We start from the raw sequence: 13,644 nt of genomic DNA on the forward strand, positions 1-13,644 counted from the left end.
GCCGATGGTACTGCACTCGGGAGGGTGTGGGAGAGTAGGTCACCGCCGGACAATCTTTATGGGAGGGCCCCGACGCCAACGCGTCGGGGCCCTTTCTGCGTTTGCGGTCAGGGGTGGTCGGTGACGGCGGCCTGGAGGAGTGGCTCTATCCGGTGGGGGATCTGGGTGGAGAGCGCGATCGTGGTGTCCGTGCGCTGGATGGCCGGGGACGCCAGCACGTGGGCGATGATCTGCTGGAGGTGGTCGGTCGTGCGGGCCACCACGCGGCACAGCAGGTCGTGCTGGCCGCTCGTCCCATGGACCTCCAGGATCTCGGGCACGGCCCGCAGCGCCGCCACGGCCTCGTCCAGGCGCCCCTGAGCTATCTGCAGCCACACGAACGCCAGGATCGGATACCCGGACCTGGCCGGCGACACGGTGGGGCCGAAATCCTCGATGACACCCCTCGCGGTGAGCTTCTCCACCCGGGCCTGGACGGTGCCTCTGGCGACTCCGAGGAGCCGGGCCAGTTCGGTCAGGCCGATGCGGGGATTGGCGCGCATGGTGACCAGCAGCCTGGCGTCTAGATCGTCCATGGCGCCTCCTCCTACACTGTGCGATTCGACCAGGATCGGGGTCGTTTGTCGTGCGAAATCCAGCGTATCGCGCAGTAGAATTGGGCGCTCTTGCCAGGAAAAGCTGGAGTTGCTGTCATTTGGGGCATGTTTGAGGAAGCACAGTATTTTGCCCCGGTCGCGGCCCAGGAGGATGGGTCCGTGGTGGTCGAGCTGTCGGCGTCGCATCCGGGGTTCGCGGACCCGGTGTACCGGGAGCGGCGGAACGCGATCGCCGGGCTGGCGGTGAACTACCGGCCGGGCACGCCCATTCCGGCCGCGGAGTACACCGAGCAGGAGCACGAGGTCTGGCGGACGGTCACCAGGGAGCTGGGGGTCAAGCACGCCAGGTACGCCACGGCCGAGTATCTGGCGGGGGCGGCGCGGCTGGGGCTGCCGGGCGACCGGATCCCGCAGCTCGAAGAGGTGTCGGAGCTGCTGGAACCGTTGACCGGGTTCCGGTATCTGCCCGCGGCCGGGCTGGTGCCGCTGCGGGAGTTCTACGGGGTGCTGGCGGACGGGTTCTTCCACTCCACGCAGTACATCCGGCATCATTCCGTGCCCTTCTACACTCCTGAGCCCGATGTCATCCATGAGGTGATCGGGCACGCCAACGCCCTGGCGCACCCTCGGTACGCCGCTCTCTACCGGCTGGCGGGGCAGGCCGCGCGGCGGGTCGAGGGGGAGGAGGCGCTGGAGTTCATCTCCAAGGTGTTCTGGTTCACGCTGGAGTTCGGGGTGATGCGGGAGGCGGACGAGCTCAAGGCGTACGGGGCGGGGATCCTGTCCTCGTACGGGGAGATCGAGGAGTTCCGGGGGATGGACATCCGGCCGCTGGACCTGGCTCTCATGGGCGCCACGCAGTACGACATCACGAAATATCAGGACGTGCTGTTCCGGGCCGAGTCGGTCCAGCACCTGGAGGACGTCGTGGGAGGATTCTGGGCCACCTGCGACGACGACTCGATCGCGAAACTGATCGCCGCCGGTGTCTAGCGGCATGTCGCGAAATTTCGTGATAATGCTCGGGTGATCGCGGCCAGGGCCAAGGCGATACCACGACTGGTCATCGCGCTCGCCCTGGTCATGCCGTTGATATGGGTGAAGGGGCCGGCGCCTCCGGAGGTGGGCTCCGCCGCCGTGCCCTCGCCCGGCAGCGTGCACCTCGCGGGTCCGGTCACCGTCCTGCCCGGGGCGAAGCAGGCCAGGATGATGGTGGAGAGCCTGGGGACGGCCTCCGTGCCGGCGGTTCCGGACAAACGCATCACCGAGCGGCTCGACCGCTATCTGGCCGGGCGGCCGGGGCCGGTCACGGCCATGGTGAAGGATCTGGCGACCGGGCGGGTCTACCGCTATCACGCGGGCGAGCGGCTGATCGCGGCCAGCACGGCCAAGGTGCAGATCCTCATGGCGTTGCTGCTGCGTACGCCGTGGAAGAAGCTGCCGGCCGCGGTCCGGCGCGATGCCGAGCTGATGATCCGCTACAGCGACAACCATGCCGCGGACCGCCTGTGGCTGCGGATCGGCGGGGTGGGCGGGTTCGACGCGGCTGGGAGGAGGCTCGGGCTGAAGCACACGCGGGGCGTGGCCGGTGACTGCCTTGACCTGTATTGCTGGGGGATCACCAGGACGTCGGTGGATGACCAGGTACGCCTCATGGCGGCGCTGGTGTCCGGGAAGAGCCCGCTCAAGGCCGGCGATCGCGAGCAGGTGCTCAGGCTCATGGGCGCGGTGGTCGACGGCCAGGACTGGGGCATCAGCGCCGCCGCGTGCGAGGGCGACCGCGTGGCGCTGAAGAACGGCTGGCTCAAGCGCGTCTCGACCAAGCGCTGGGCCACGATCAGCGTAGGGCTGATCAGGGGCGACGGGCGCGACTACGCCGTTGCCGTACTCACCGAGGGGAGCCCAGAGGTGGCGTACGGCATAGCGACGGTCGAAGGCGTGACCAAGCGGATCATGCAGGACTTTCGGCGATGCCCGGGGTGACCAGCCGGTAGCCCACCCCGCGTACGGTCTGGATGAGCCGGTCGTCCTCGTCACCCAGGCGGGCCCGCAGCCGCTTGACGTGTACCGCGATCGTGTTCGTCGAGGTGTTCGCGGCGGCGTGCCAGACGTGGCGCATGATCTGCTCGCGCGTCACCGTGCGGTCGGCGTTGCGCATCAGATACTGCAGCAGCTCGAACTCCCGCAACGGCAGGTGCACGGCTCGCCCGGCCACGCGTACCTGGTAGGCCTGTACGTCCAGCTCGACCCCGCCCACGGCGAGCACCTTGCGGGACTCGGGCGAGGCCGCCTGGATGAACGGCAGCAGTTCCGGCACCCGGTAGGGCCTGGCCACGCAGGCGGCGGCCCCTGCCGCGAGCGCGCGTACGGCCTGCTCGGCGTGCCCCTCGCCGACGCCGAGCAGCACGGGCACGGCCCGCGCCAGGCGTACCGCGCGTACGAACTCCACCGCGTCGATGACCGGCAGCGTGGCCGAGACGAGCACCACGTCCGGCTGCAGGGCCCCCGCCTGCAGCAGCCCTTGAGCACCGTCGGACGCCCCCGTGACGGCCACGCCCTCGCGTTCGAGGGCCGTGGCCACGTCCTCCACGACGGAGTCGTCGGGGTCGGCGATGAGCAGTACGGGCTTGGTCCTCGTGTCCCCGTTCATCGTGGATGCCGCCTGCTGTTGGGTCATCAGCCGAAGCGCCCCGTGATGTAGTCTTCCGTGGCCTTCTCGGTCGGGTTGGTGAACATGCGGGAGGTCTCGTCCATCTCGATGACCTTGCCCGGCTTGCCCTGCTCGGCCAGGTTGAAGAACGCGGTCCTGTCGCTGACCCGGGCGGCCTGCTGCATGTTGTGGGTGACGATGACGATCGTGTACTCGTCCTTGAGCTTGGCCATCAGGTCCTCGATGGCCAGCGTGGAGATCGGGTCGAGCGCCGAGCACGGCTCGTCCATCAGCAGGACCTGCGGCTTGACCGCGATGGCCCGGGCGATGCAGAGCCGCTGCTGCTGACCGCCGGACAGGCCCGCGCCCGGCTTGCTGAGGCGGTCCTTGACCTCGTTCCAGAGGTTGGCGCCCTTGAGCGACTCCTCGACGATGCCGTCCATCTGCGACTTGCTGACGCGGCCGTTGAGGCGGAGGCCGGCGGCCACGTTCTCGTAGATCGACATCGTGGGGAACGGGTTCGGGCGCTGGAAGACCATGCCGATCATCCGGCGGACCGAGACGGGCTCGACGGTGGGGGCGTACAGGTCGTCGCCGTCGAGCAGCACCTTGCCCTCCACGCGAGCACCAGGGATCACCTCGTGCATGCGGTTGAGCGTGCGCAGGAACGTCGACTTGCCGCACCCGGACGGGCCGATGAACGCGGTGATCGAGCGGGGCTCGATGGTCATCGACACGTCCTCGATCGCCTTGTGCGACCCGTAGTACGCGTCGAGACCCGAGACCTGGATCTGCTTGGACATTGCGGTGATTACCCCCTATCGGCCCCTGGCGGGCGAGCGCCACCAGGCGATCAGGCGCGCCACCAGGTTGAGCAGCATGACGATCAGGATGAGCGTGAGGGCTCCGGTCCACGCCCGGTCGACGGCGGTGTCGTTGGGACGGGCCGCCTGGTCGAAGACGAAGAGGGGAAGGCCCATCTGGGGCCCGGAGAACGGGTCGTTGTTGATGGAGTTCGTGAAGAACACCGTCATCAGCAGCGGCGCGGTCTCACCGGCGACGCGGGCCACGGCCAGCATGACGCCGGTGACGATGCCGGTGAACGCGGTCGGCAGCACGACCTTGACGATGGTGCGCCACTTGGGCACGCCCAGCGCGTACGAGGCCTCGCGCAGGTCGTTGGGCACCAGCCGGAGCATCTCCTCCGCGGACCGGACGACCGTCGGCATCATCAGGATGGACAGCGCCAGCGCGCCCGCCCAGCCGGAGTACTCGAAGCCGAGGAAGAGGATCCAGAACGCGAAGATGAACAGGCCGGCAACGACCGAAGGGACGCCGGTCATGACGTCCACGAAGAAGCTGATGGCGCGGCTCAGCCGGCCGTTGTTGCCGTATTCGACCAGGTAGATCGCGGTGAACAGACCGATCGGCACCGAGATGACCGAGGAGAGCAGGATCTGTTCCAGGGTTCCGATGATCGCGTGGTACGCGCCGCCGCCGGCGTCCCTCGCCCCGATGCCGTTCATCGAGTGCGTGAGGAACTCAAGGTCGAACCGGGCCAGGCCGTTGGAGATGACCAGCCAGAGCACCGAGATGAGCGGCACCACGGCCAGCGCGAACGCCAGGTAGACCAGGCCCTGGACGACCCGGTCCTTGATCCGGCGGCTGGTCGAGATGTGTTGGATCGAGGTCATGCGCCGGCCCTCGCGTACTCCTTGCGGCGGTTGATGATCAGGCGCGCGCCCATGTTGACCAGCAACGTGATGACGAACAGCACCAGACCGGACGCGATCAGGGCGCCCCGGCCGATCTCGGTGGCCTCGCCGAAGCCGTTGGCGATGTTGGCGGCGATGCTGTTGGCGTGCGGGGTGAGGATCTCGAAGGTGATGTCGAAGGTGGCGGGGAAGATCAGCGCGACCGCGATGGTCTCGCCCATGGCGCGGCCGAGGCCGAGCATGGCGGCGCTGATGACACCGGGACGGCCGAACGGCAGCACGGCCATTCTGATCATTTCCCAGCGGGTGGCGCCGAGCGCGAGCGCCGCTTCCTCGTTCATCTTCGGTGCCTGGAGGAACACCTCGCGTGTGATGGCCGCGATGATCGGCAGGATCATGATGGCCAGCACGATCGATCCGGCGATCATGGTCTTGCCGCCGATGGCGCCCTCGCCGGCGAACAGCGGGAACCAGCCGAGGTGCTCGTTGAGCCACTGCGACGGCGTCCTGATCAGCGGCACCAGGAACGCCAGGCCCCACAGGCCGTAGACGACGCTGGGGACGGCGGCGAGCAGGTCGATCAGGTAGCCGAGCGGGGCGGCGAGCCTGCGGGGCGCGTAGTGGGAGATGAACAGCGCCACGCCGACCGCGATGGGGGTCGCGATGACGAGGGCGATGCCGGAGCTGAGCACGGTACCGAACGCCAGAGCGCCGATGCCGAACACGCCGCTGCTGTTGGGCTCCCAGGTCAGGTCGAGGAAGAAGCTGCCCTTGTTCGCCTGCAGGGCGGGGATCGCCTCGCTGATGAGGAAGACGGCGATGGCCGCCATGATCGCCAGCAGGATGACGCCCGCCGCGGTGGAGACGAAGCGGAAGGGCCCTTCACCATGGCTGCGCCGCGAGGCGGACCGGCTCGTGGCCGGCCCGCCATCACGGGTGCGTACGTTGGTGGTCATGGGGTGTTAGGAGATCGCCTCGACGGCGGTCCGGACCTTGGTGAGCAGAGCTCCCGACAGCGGGGCGTAGCCCAGCTCCTTGAGCGCTGCCTGGCCCTCGTCGCTGGCCGTGTAGGTGAGGAAGCTCTTGACGATCTTCTGCTGGTCGGCCGGCAGGCCCTTCTCGCAGGTGATCTCGTACGTCACCAGGACGATCGGGTAGGCACCCGCGGTCTTGGTGGCGTAGTCGATCGACAGGGCCAGGTCGTTGCCGGTGCCCTTGATCTCGGCGGTCTCGACCGTCTTGGCCGCGCTCTCCGGGGTGAGCTCGACGAACTCGCCCGCGCCGTTGGCGACCTTGGCCTTCTGCAGCGAGGAGTTCTCGGCGAAGGAGAGCTCGACGTAGCTGATGGCACCCTCGGTGTCCTTGACCGAGGAGGCGATGCCGTCGGAGCCCTTGGCGCCCTGGCCCTTGGCCTCGGCCGGCCAGGCCTTGGCGGGCTCGTACGGCCACTCGGCGGTGGCCTTGAGGAACTTGGTGAAGTTGTCGCTGGTGCCCGACTCGTCCGAGCGGTGGAAGGCCTGGATCGGGGTGGAGGGCAGCGTGGCGTCGGGGTTGTCGGCCTTGATGGCGGCGTCGTCCCACTTGGTGATCTTGCTGCTGAAGATCCCGCCGAGCGTCTTGGGCGTCAGCTGCAGGCCCTCGACACCGGGCAGGTTGTAGACGACCGCGACCGGGCCGGTCACCATCGGGATGTTGATCGCCTTGCCGGTCTTGCACCGGGCGTCGGCCTGGGCGGGCTCGTCCTCCTTCAGCGCCGAGTCGGAACCGGCGAAGGCGACCTGGCCCTGAATGAACGCCTGCACACCCGCGCCCGAGCCGCTGGGCTGGTAGTTCAGGGTGACACCGGGGTTGGTGGCCGTGAAGTTCTTCGTCCACTCGGTGATCGCGTTGGCCTGGGCCGAGGAGCCCGCGGCGTTGATCGCGCCGCTCAGACCGTTGTCATTGCCCGCGGCGGGGGCGCTGGCAGAAGCGGAGCTGGTGCCGCTGGTCCCGGCGTTGTTGTCTGTGCCGCACGCAGCGAGCGAGAGCGCGCCGACGACGGCGACGGCGGCGAGCCGGCCTGCATACTTCACGGTTGGGTTCCTCCCACTTGGTCCTTAGTCGCCATGAAAGCTATGCAGCGAAGGTGACTCAGACCCCCCAACGAGGGTGAACGTTCGGTGAACGCACCAGGTCACCCTCATGATGGGTGTTATGACTTATCGCGTATGCCTGGTGTGCATGGGGAACATCTGCCGCTCGCCGATGGCCGAGGTCGTGCTCCGTCAGACCCTCGCCGACCGCGGACTGGGCGACCGCGTCACCGTCGAGAGCGCCGGGACCGGCGGCTGGCACGTCGGGGATCCGATGGACGAGCGGGCGCTGGAGATCCTGGCCCAGCACGGCTACGACGGCTCGACGCATCGGGCCCGGCAGTTCACCAAGGACTGGTTCGACCGCTACGACCTCGTGCTGGCCATGGACCGGGACAACGTCTCCAACCTCCGGCGGCTCGCCCCGGCCGGGGTGGAGGTGCGGCTGTTCCGCTCCTTCGATCCGGCCGCGCCGGAGGGGGCCGAGGTGCCGGATCCGTACTACGGGGGGCCCGAGGGGTTCGAGGAGGTGCTCGGGCTGGTGGAAGCCGCTTCCGAGGGTGTGGCCAAGCACATCGCCGACGAGATTCCCAAGTGAGGTTCACTGAGGATCTGGGCTCATCGCACGGCTGGCGGCTGCGGCGGGGCGTGCTGGACGACGGGCGCGAGGTGTTCGCCAAGAGCGGGGCGGCTTCCGAGATCTTCGCCTCGGAGGCCGCCGGGCTGCGCTGGCTGGGCGAGGCCGCCGCGGTGCCCGAGGTGATCGACGTGGGGCCCGACCGGCTGGTGCTCTCCTGGGTACGCCAGGAGCGGCCCACCGCCGCGGCCGCCGAGCGGTTCGGGCGGTCGCTGGCCCGGCTGCATCGCTCGGGGGCGCCGGGGTTCGGCGCGCCGTGGCCGGGGTTCATCGCCGAGCTGCCGATGGACAACTCGCCCGCCGGCGACTGGCCGTCGTTCTACGCGGAGCGGCGGGTGCTGCCGTTCCTGCGGATGGCGCGGCTGCCCGCGTCGGACGTCGTGCTGGTGGAGCGGGCTGTGTCGCGCTTCGGCGAGGTCGCGGGGCCGGCCGAGCCGGTGGCGCGGATCCATGGGGACCTGTGGAGCGGGAACGTGTTGTGGTCCGGCGGCGACGGGGTGCTGATCGATCCGGCGGCCCACGGCGGGCATCGGGAGACAGATCTGGCGATGCTGGACCTGTTCGGGCTGCCGTACCTCGATCGGGTGCTGGGGGCGTACCGGGAGGAGTGGCCGCCGGCCGAGGGGTGGCGGGAGCGGGTGCCGCTGCACCAGCTCCATCCGCTGCTCGTGCACGTGGTGCTGTTCGGGGGCGGATACCGGGACAGCCTGATGAGCGCGGTGCGGCGGGTGCTGGCGCTCTGAGCCGATCCCGCCGCCTCAGCCGGTCCTGCGTTTGCGGTACGCGCGTTGCCGGCAGGCGCGGGAGCAGTAGACGCGAGGGCGGCCCGACTCGGCCGGCTCCAGTGGGGTGCCGCATTCCAGGCAGTTTTCGCCACGTGTTTCGTCACGCTCGCGGATGAGGGCCTCGATGCCGTCCAGGAGGCGGCGCAGGCCGAACTCGAAGGAGTCCTCCGGGTGGTCCCAGCCGCCGCTCTCCCAGAGGCCGGAGATCGTGGGGTATTGGTCGAGGCGCTCGAAGAGGGAGTCGCGGGCGCCCCACCACTCCTCCTCGGACACGCCGCTGCGGCGCTCCTCGCGCCGGGTCTCCAGCAGGAGCAGGGCCTCGGCGTCCACGAACCGGCCGACCAGGCCGATGACCGCGATCACCTCCGACGGCCGCAACGCGGTGCCGGTGAGGGTGGCCAGCATGTAGTCGTAGTGGGCGACGGCGTTGGGGCCGGGCAGGTGGCGGCTGCCGCGCACCTCGGCCAGCCAGGGGTGCCGCTCGCGGATCCGCCACGCCTGCCTGGCGACCGCCTCCAGCCGCGGCCGCCAGCCCTCCTGTGACGGGGGCTCTTTCGTGGCCCTCTTCGGGGGCTCGTCCGTGTGCTCGCCCATGGCCTCGTCGCGCATGAGGTCGACGAGCTGGTCGCGGCCGGGCACGTGGCGGTAGAGCGACATGGTCGTGAAGCCGAGCCGGTCGGCGACCTTGCGCATGGACAGGCCCTCCAGGCCCTCGGCGTCGGCCAGCTCGATCGCGGTGCGCACGATCCTGCCCAGGCTGAGGCCGGGGCGCGGCTCGCGCTCCTCCTCCCGCCACAGCAGCTCGACGCCGTCGTCCGGGTCCCGCGTCATTGGCATCTTCCTAGTTTATGGTGTACTAATTCGTGTACAGCATAAACATCGAAAGGCGGTTGGATGTTCCACTTCCACGTCGCGCCATCCGGGGACGACTCCTGGCCCGGCTCCGTCGAGCGCCCGTTCGCCGCCCGCGAACGTGCCCGGTCGGCGGCCCGCGAGGCCCCGGGCGAGGCCGTCGTGCACCTCAGGGCCGGGACGCACGTGCTGACCCGCCCGTTCGAGCTCACCGAGGCCGACTCGGGGACCGTCTATCGGGCGTACGGGCACGGGACCTCCGCGCGGGAGGAGGCCGTCGTGAGCGGCGGCCGGCGCATCGCCGGGTGGCGGGTGCGGGACGGCGTCTGGCGGGCCGAGGTCGGCGACCTCGAGACCCGCCAGCTGTACGTGGAGGGCCGCCGGGCCGTCCGCGCCGCCGTCCCCGGCCTGCCCGGGACGGCGGTCGTGACCGCCACCGGCTACGTCACCGACAGTGCCGCGCCGCGCGAGTGGCGGGACGTCGAGTTCGTCTACCGGGGCGTCTATCCGTGGACGGAGGCCCGCCTCGGGGTGGCCCGCATCTCGGCCGACGGTGACTCGACGGTGATCACCATGGCGGAGCCCGGCTTCGGGCGGGCCGTCGAGCTTTACAACTCCACCTGGGCGGGCAACATCTCCGCCGGTCCCGGCCTGCCCACCGCCGTCGAGAACGACGCGAGCTTCCTGCGCGAGCCGGGCACCTTCGTGCTCGACCGGTCCCGGCCGGGGCATCACGTGCTGCTGTACCTGCCCCTTCCCGGCGAGGATCCCGCGCGTACGCGGGTGGTCGCGCCGGTCCTGGAGACGCTGCTGAGCGTCGCCGGGGCGCGGGACGTCTCGTTCGAGGGGCTGGTGTTCGCCGACGCCACATGGGTGCGGGCCCGGCCGGCCGGAGGGCTTCCCGCACTATCACGGCAGCGGTTACCACGAGGGCGGCGGCGTCGAGACGGCGTTCGTGGGGGAGGGCGGGTCCGTGACGTATCCCGTTCATTCCGTCACGATCCCTGCCTGCGTGACGTTCGCCGAGGTGTCCGGCGTGGTGATCGAGGGCTGCCGGTTCACCCGCCTGGGAGCCTCCGGGCTGGGCGTCTCCGGGGGTGACGGCCTCACCGTACGCGGCTGCGACTTCGACACGCTGTCCGCCGGGGCGATCGTGGTGTCCGGGAGCCGGGCGACCACGATCGAGGACAACCGGGTGCGTCGCGTGGGGCTGGAGTACAGCGGGTCGCCGGGGATCTCCGTGACCGGCACGCGGGGCTGCGTCATCAAGGACACGCGCACGCCGTACAACTTCGGGCTCTACACCGACTACGGGGCCAGCTGGGTGACCGTCGAGGAGAACGTCGTCATGCGGGCCGACAACACCGCCGTGCTGCACGTCGGGCCGCCGCTGGAGAACGTGGTCTACCGGGGCAACTTCTGGGACGCCGACCCGCTGGGGCACGACGATCCGCCGGCCGGGGTCACGTACGAGGGGAACGCGACCATCAAAGATGAACGGGAGCTGAACGCCGCCACCGCCGGCATCCAGGCCAGGACCGGTCTGCTGCGGACCTAGCTCTTGACGGTGGTGCCGTTGAGGCGGTTGAGCACCTCGTCGTGCAGGACGCCGTTCGTGCAGACGAGGCTGCCGCCCTCAAGGCCCTTCACCCCGGCCACGTCGGTCCAGACGCCGCCGGCCTCCTCGACGATCACGGTGAGCGCCGCCATGTCCCACGGCGACAGCTCGGGCTCGGCCGACAGGTCCACCGACCCCTCGGCGACCATCATGTGCGACCAGAAGTCGCCGTACGCCCTCGTGCGCCAGCAGGCGCGGCTGAGGTCGAGGAAGTTGTCGAGCCGGCCCGTCTTCTCCCAGCCGCCGAAGCTCGAGTACGAGAACGAGGCGTCCTCCAGGACGGACACGGACGACACCTGCATGCGGGACGCCTTGGTCAGGCTCTTGCCGGTCCACGCCCCGCCCTCGGTCGCCGCCCACCAGCGCCGGCCGAGCGCGGGGGCCGAGACCAGGCCGACGACGACCTTGCCGTACTCCATGAGCGCGATCAGGGTCGCCCACACGGGCACGCCGCGTACGTAGTTCTTGGTGCCGTCGATGGGGTCGATGATCCACGACCGGGCGCCCCACCCGGTCTTGCCGAACTCCTCGCCCACGACCGCGTCGCGCGGCCTGGCGCGGCGCAGCGTGCCGCGGATCGCCTCCTCCACCGCGCGGTCGGCATCGCTGACCGGCGTCAGATCGGGCTTGGTCTCGACCTTGAGGTCGACAGCCTTGAACCGCCGCATGGTCATGTCATCGGCGGCGTCCGCCATGACATGCGCGAGGCGAAGATCATCGGAATAACCCTGCACGATCGCCCACGCTACCGTGTCGGGTATACCGAACATCAGTCACCATCGCCCCTTTTCTGGTAACCCGCATTCCAGTTACCGACCAGTAGCATGTCCATCATGTCGGTAGATGTCGGTGCGCTGATGCTCCAGTCGGTCCCTTTTGCCCAGACATTGGGCATCGTTTTTGATTCGGTGGCGGACGGGCGGGCGATTTGCCACGTTCCCGACCGCGCGGAATTCCGCAACCATGTGGGCGGGCCGCACGCGGGGGTGCTCTTCACGCTCGCGGAGTCCGCGTCGGGGGCCGCCGTGCTGTCGTCGCTGGGCGACCAGCTGAGCCGGGCGATGCCGCTGCCGACCACCGCCACCATCGAGTTCCGGAAGGTCGCCGAGGGAGAGGTGCGGGCCGAGGCCAGGCTGCTGGCGAGCCGGGAGGAGGTCGTGGCCCGGCTGGACGCGGGGGAGCGGCCGGTGTTCGACGTCGCCGTGGAGGTCACGAACGCCGACGGCGTGGTGGTCTCCGCCCTGACGGTTACGTGGACCCTGCGCCCGAACCGGCCTTGACAGCCGAAGGCGATCATGGGCGATGATCGGGTATGAACGCCTTGATCCGGATCGCCCTCGTGGGTGCGGTGATCGGGCTCGGTGAGTCCGTTCTCGTGGTCTGTGTGTCCGAGCGGAACGTCCTGCTCGCGTTCCTGGCGATGGTGTTCGTACCCTTCCCGGTGAGCATGGCGCTGTGCTGGTGGGGCAAATTGCCGCATTGGTGGCTGGTGTCGGTGCTGGGGCCGATGATTGTCATCTTCTACTTCTTGTTGACGCTCGCCGTCGGCGTCGATGCCTCGCTCGCCGGCGACTTGGGCATCGGTGAATGGGGCGGCCGCCTCATCCTCATGGGCGTCGGCGCGGGCGCCTTCACCTTCGCCGGGGCCCTGGTCATGCCGATGCACCTGGCCCTTCGCCTCACCACGCTCGGGGTGGTCGTCGCTCTGTGCACCGCCTCGTGGGTGGGGGCGGACGTGATCAGGATGGCCGGTGTGACGTGGCAGATGGCGTCGAAGGGGGTGCCCGTCGTCGCGCCCGACCTGCCGGAGCACCGACTGGTCTTCGCCGATCTGGAGGAGGGCGCCGTGGCGGACGTGCTCGGGCTCTCGTACGAGCGGCGATTCGATCAGGGTGATCTGTCCGTCTTCGTCGCATCGGTGCACGAGAAGACCGCTCGGGAGGCATGCGAGTCGCAGTCCCGGCTGGACGGCACCCGGGTGGGTGAGGGGCTGCCGGCCACCTGCCGGGAGGTTTGGGGCGGGAGCTGGGTCCGTACCGAGGTGGGCAGCACATCGGTGTTGGCCGTGCGGGGTGACGCGCTGGTGGAGGTCCATAGCGCGTGGGCGACGGAGGCGCAACTGCTCGCCGTGCTGCCGACCATCCGCCCCGTCGACGCCTGGGACCTGGCCGCCGCCATGCGACCGTGACGACCGTCAGGGAGGCGTCGCCGGAGACGGTCCTGCGGGGGGATATCTCTCGGCGTCGTCCGTGACGGCCGTGGGGCGGCGGCTCTCCTCGGTGCCGACCGTGACCGCATGGCTCCCTAGCGGCGGGTCTTCTTCGGTGCGTCCGGCGTGGGGCTGGGTTCGGCAGGGTTGTGTGCGGTGAGTCGGCCGCGGTTTCCGTCGGGGCTCTCAGCGTCGGGGTCCTCTGCGGGAGTGCCCTCTGCGTCGGGGCTCGTTGCTTCGGAGTCCTCTGCGTCGCGGTCCTCAGTGGGGGTGCCCTCTGCAACGGGGCTCTCTGCGTCGAGGTCTTCTGCGTCGAGGTCTTCTGCGTCGAGGTCTTCCGCGTCGAGGTCTTCTGCGTCGAGGTCTTCCGCGTCGAGGTCTTCCGCGTCGAGGTCTTCCGCGTCGAGGTCTTCTGCGTCGGGGTCCTCTGGGTCGATGTCCTCCGAGCCGAGGGCATCTGCGGTGGAGAGGGCGGCGGGGGCTTGGCGGCGGGTTTCGGTTGGGCCGTCT

16 protein-coding genes are annotated in these 13,644 nt (G+C 69.6%); 8 read left to right on the forward strand and 8 right to left on the reverse strand.

The window, feature by feature from the left end; genetic code table 11:
- Nucleotides 1-107: 107 nt before the first annotated feature.
- Entirely contained in the window at nucleotides 108-575 is a 468-nt protein-coding gene (locus tag AB0J69_RS33890; protein ID WP_364125764.1) for an Lrp/AsnC family transcriptional regulator, read from the reverse strand.
- Nucleotides 576-701: 126 nt separating this feature from the next.
- Here AB0J69_RS33890 and AB0J69_RS33895 point away from each other — a divergent pair, with 126 nt between their 5' ends.
- Both AB0J69_RS33895 and AB0J69_RS33900 read left to right on the forward strand, forming a co-directional pair.
- A complete protein-coding gene (locus AB0J69_RS33895) occupies nucleotides 702-1,589 on the forward strand; it encodes a phenylalanine 4-monooxygenase (protein ID WP_364125766.1) in 888 nt (295 codons plus the stop codon).
- Between the two features lie 33 nt (nucleotides 1,590-1,622).
- Nucleotides 1,623-2,579, forward strand: a complete 957-nt coding sequence (locus AB0J69_RS33900; RefSeq protein ID WP_364125768.1) for a serine hydrolase — start codon at nucleotides 1,623-1,625, stop codon at nucleotides 2,577-2,579.
- Here the strand turns inward: AB0J69_RS33900 and AB0J69_RS33905 are convergent.
- From AB0J69_RS33905 to pstS, 5 genes are read right to left on the reverse strand one after another with little or no spacing between them, the layout of a single operon-like run.
- Nucleotides 2,548-3,273 (reverse strand): response regulator transcription factor, encoded by a 726-nt coding sequence (locus tag AB0J69_RS33905; protein WP_364125770.1) that lies wholly within the window; start codon nucleotides 3,271-3,273, stop codon nucleotides 2,548-2,550. The two genes, AB0J69_RS33900 and AB0J69_RS33905, sit on opposite strands and share 32 nt — an antisense overlap.
- Complete coding sequence (gene pstB / locus AB0J69_RS33910; RefSeq protein WP_364125773.1) at nucleotides 3,273-4,049, reverse strand: phosphate ABC transporter ATP-binding protein PstB; 777 nt, start codon at nucleotides 4,047-4,049, stop codon at nucleotides 3,273-3,275. Before pstB ends, AB0J69_RS33905 begins: the two co-directional genes overlap by 1 nt.
- Before the next feature lie 15 nt (nucleotides 4,050-4,064).
- A complete protein-coding gene (pstA, locus tag AB0J69_RS33915) occupies nucleotides 4,065-4,940 on the reverse strand; it encodes a phosphate ABC transporter permease PstA (RefSeq protein ID WP_364125775.1) in 876 nt (291 codons plus the stop codon).
- Nucleotides 4,937-5,917: a phosphate ABC transporter permease subunit PstC gene (gene pstC, locus AB0J69_RS33920; protein ID WP_364125778.1), complete on the reverse strand. Its 981-nt coding sequence runs from the start codon at nucleotides 5,915-5,917 to the stop codon at nucleotides 4,937-4,939. Before pstC ends, pstA begins: the two co-directional genes overlap by 4 nt.
- A 6-nt stretch (nucleotides 5,918-5,923) precedes the next feature.
- On the reverse strand, nucleotides 5,924-7,033 hold the full coding sequence (gene pstS, locus AB0J69_RS33925; protein WP_364125781.1) for a phosphate ABC transporter substrate-binding protein PstS: 1,110 nt from the start codon (nucleotides 7,031-7,033) through the stop codon (nucleotides 5,924-5,926).
- Nucleotides 7,034-7,154: 121 nt separating this feature from the next.
- Here pstS and AB0J69_RS33930 point away from each other — a divergent pair, with 121 nt between their 5' ends.
- Nucleotides 7,155-7,631, forward strand: a complete 477-nt coding sequence (locus tag AB0J69_RS33930; protein ID WP_364125783.1) for a low molecular weight protein-tyrosine-phosphatase — start codon at nucleotides 7,155-7,157, stop codon at nucleotides 7,629-7,631.
- On the forward strand, nucleotides 7,628-8,413 hold the full coding sequence (locus AB0J69_RS33935) for a fructosamine kinase family protein (RefSeq protein ID WP_364125786.1): 786 nt from the start codon (nucleotides 7,628-7,630) through the stop codon (nucleotides 8,411-8,413). The genes AB0J69_RS33930 and AB0J69_RS33935 overlap by 4 nt, the downstream gene beginning before the upstream one ends.
- Nucleotides 8,414-8,428: 15 nt before the next feature.
- Here the strand turns inward: AB0J69_RS33935 and AB0J69_RS33940 are convergent, their stop codons facing one another.
- A complete protein-coding gene (locus AB0J69_RS33940; RefSeq protein WP_364125789.1) occupies nucleotides 8,429-9,292 on the reverse strand; it encodes a TetR/AcrR family transcriptional regulator in 864 nt (287 codons plus the stop codon).
- A 57-nt stretch (nucleotides 9,293-9,349) separates the two neighbouring features.
- Here AB0J69_RS33940 and AB0J69_RS33945 point away from each other — a divergent pair, with 57 nt between their 5' ends.
- Together AB0J69_RS33945 and AB0J69_RS33950 are read left to right on the forward strand one after the other, a co-directional pair.
- A complete protein-coding gene (locus AB0J69_RS33945) occupies nucleotides 9,350-10,408 on the forward strand; it encodes a hypothetical protein (RefSeq protein ID WP_364125791.1) in 1,059 nt (352 codons plus the stop codon).
- Complete coding sequence (locus tag AB0J69_RS33950) at nucleotides 10,320-10,865, forward strand: right-handed parallel beta-helix repeat-containing protein (protein WP_364125793.1); 546 nt, start codon at nucleotides 10,320-10,322, stop codon at nucleotides 10,863-10,865. Before AB0J69_RS33945 ends, AB0J69_RS33950 begins: the two co-directional genes overlap by 89 nt.
- On the opposite strand, the gene hisN is transcribed toward AB0J69_RS33950, so the two are convergent.
- Nucleotides 10,862-11,659 carry a histidinol-phosphatase gene (gene hisN, locus AB0J69_RS33955; protein WP_364125795.1) on the reverse strand — a complete coding sequence of 266 codons (798 nt, stop codon included), beginning with the start codon at nucleotides 11,657-11,659 and terminating at the stop codon, nucleotides 10,862-10,864. The genes AB0J69_RS33950 and hisN overlap by 4 nt on opposite strands.
- Before the next feature lie 90 nt (nucleotides 11,660-11,749).
- Here hisN and AB0J69_RS33960 point away from each other — a divergent pair, with 90 nt between their 5' ends.
- Together AB0J69_RS33960 and AB0J69_RS33965 are read left to right on the forward strand one after the other, a co-directional pair.
- On the forward strand, nucleotides 11,750-12,205 hold the full coding sequence (locus tag AB0J69_RS33960; RefSeq protein WP_364125798.1) for a DUF4442 domain-containing protein: 456 nt from the start codon (nucleotides 11,750-11,752) through the stop codon (nucleotides 12,203-12,205).
- A 32-nt stretch (nucleotides 12,206-12,237) separates the two neighbouring features.
- On the forward strand, nucleotides 12,238-13,113 hold the full coding sequence (locus AB0J69_RS33965) for a hypothetical protein (protein WP_364125801.1): 876 nt from the start codon (nucleotides 12,238-12,240) through the stop codon (nucleotides 13,111-13,113).
- The last annotated feature ends 531 nt before the right edge of the window (nucleotides 13,114-13,644 follow it).

The sequence above is a fragment of the Nonomuraea sp. NPDC049709 genome (genome assembly GCF_040674815.1).
GTDB lineage: Bacteria > Actinomycetota > Actinomycetes > Streptosporangiales > Streptosporangiaceae > Nonomuraea.